We start from the raw sequence: 461 nt of genomic DNA, 5'->3' as shown, positions 1-461 counted from the left end.
TGCCGAGCTGGATCGCGAGGGCGACGCCGCCGCCGAGGTAGCCGAACGCCCAGCCGCGGCTGGAGACGGCGTCGCGTTCGTCCGGTGTGGCGATCTCGGGCAGGAAGGCGTAGTAGACGACGACGCTGGCGCCGTAGCAGATGTTGGCGATGACGAAGAAGAAGACGCCGAGGGTCCAGTTGGTGCCTTCGACGGTCGCGAGCGCGATGGTGGCCGCGGAGCCGGTGAAGGCGAAGAAGCCGAGCATCTTCTTCTTGTTCTGGGTGCGGTCGGCGATGGCGCCCATGACCGGCAGCACGAGGACCTGGATCACGGTGGCGACGGAGAGCAGGTAGCCCCACAGCGAGCCGGAGGGGAACTGCAGTCCGAGGAACGTGACGTCGCAGTGGTCGAACGCGTTGTCGTTCGCGCAGGGGTTCGTGCCGTTGAGCGCGGTGTTCGCCTTGGCGGCGTTGGTCGCG

1 protein-coding gene is annotated in these 461 nt (G+C 67.7%); it reads right to left on the bottom strand.

Annotated features, from left to right (window positions below):
- A partial coding sequence (locus B0F77_RS45990) for an MFS transporter (protein ID WP_143467294.1) occupies positions 1–461 on the bottom strand: 461 nt, incomplete at both ends.

This window comes from Lentzea kentuckyensis (assembly GCF_002150765.1).
Classification (GTDB): Bacteria; Actinomycetota; Actinomycetes; order Mycobacteriales; family Pseudonocardiaceae; genus Lentzea; species Lentzea kentuckyensis.
Note: the sequence above shows the minus strand (reverse complement) of the source record. Positions and strands in the feature narration are given on the sequence as shown.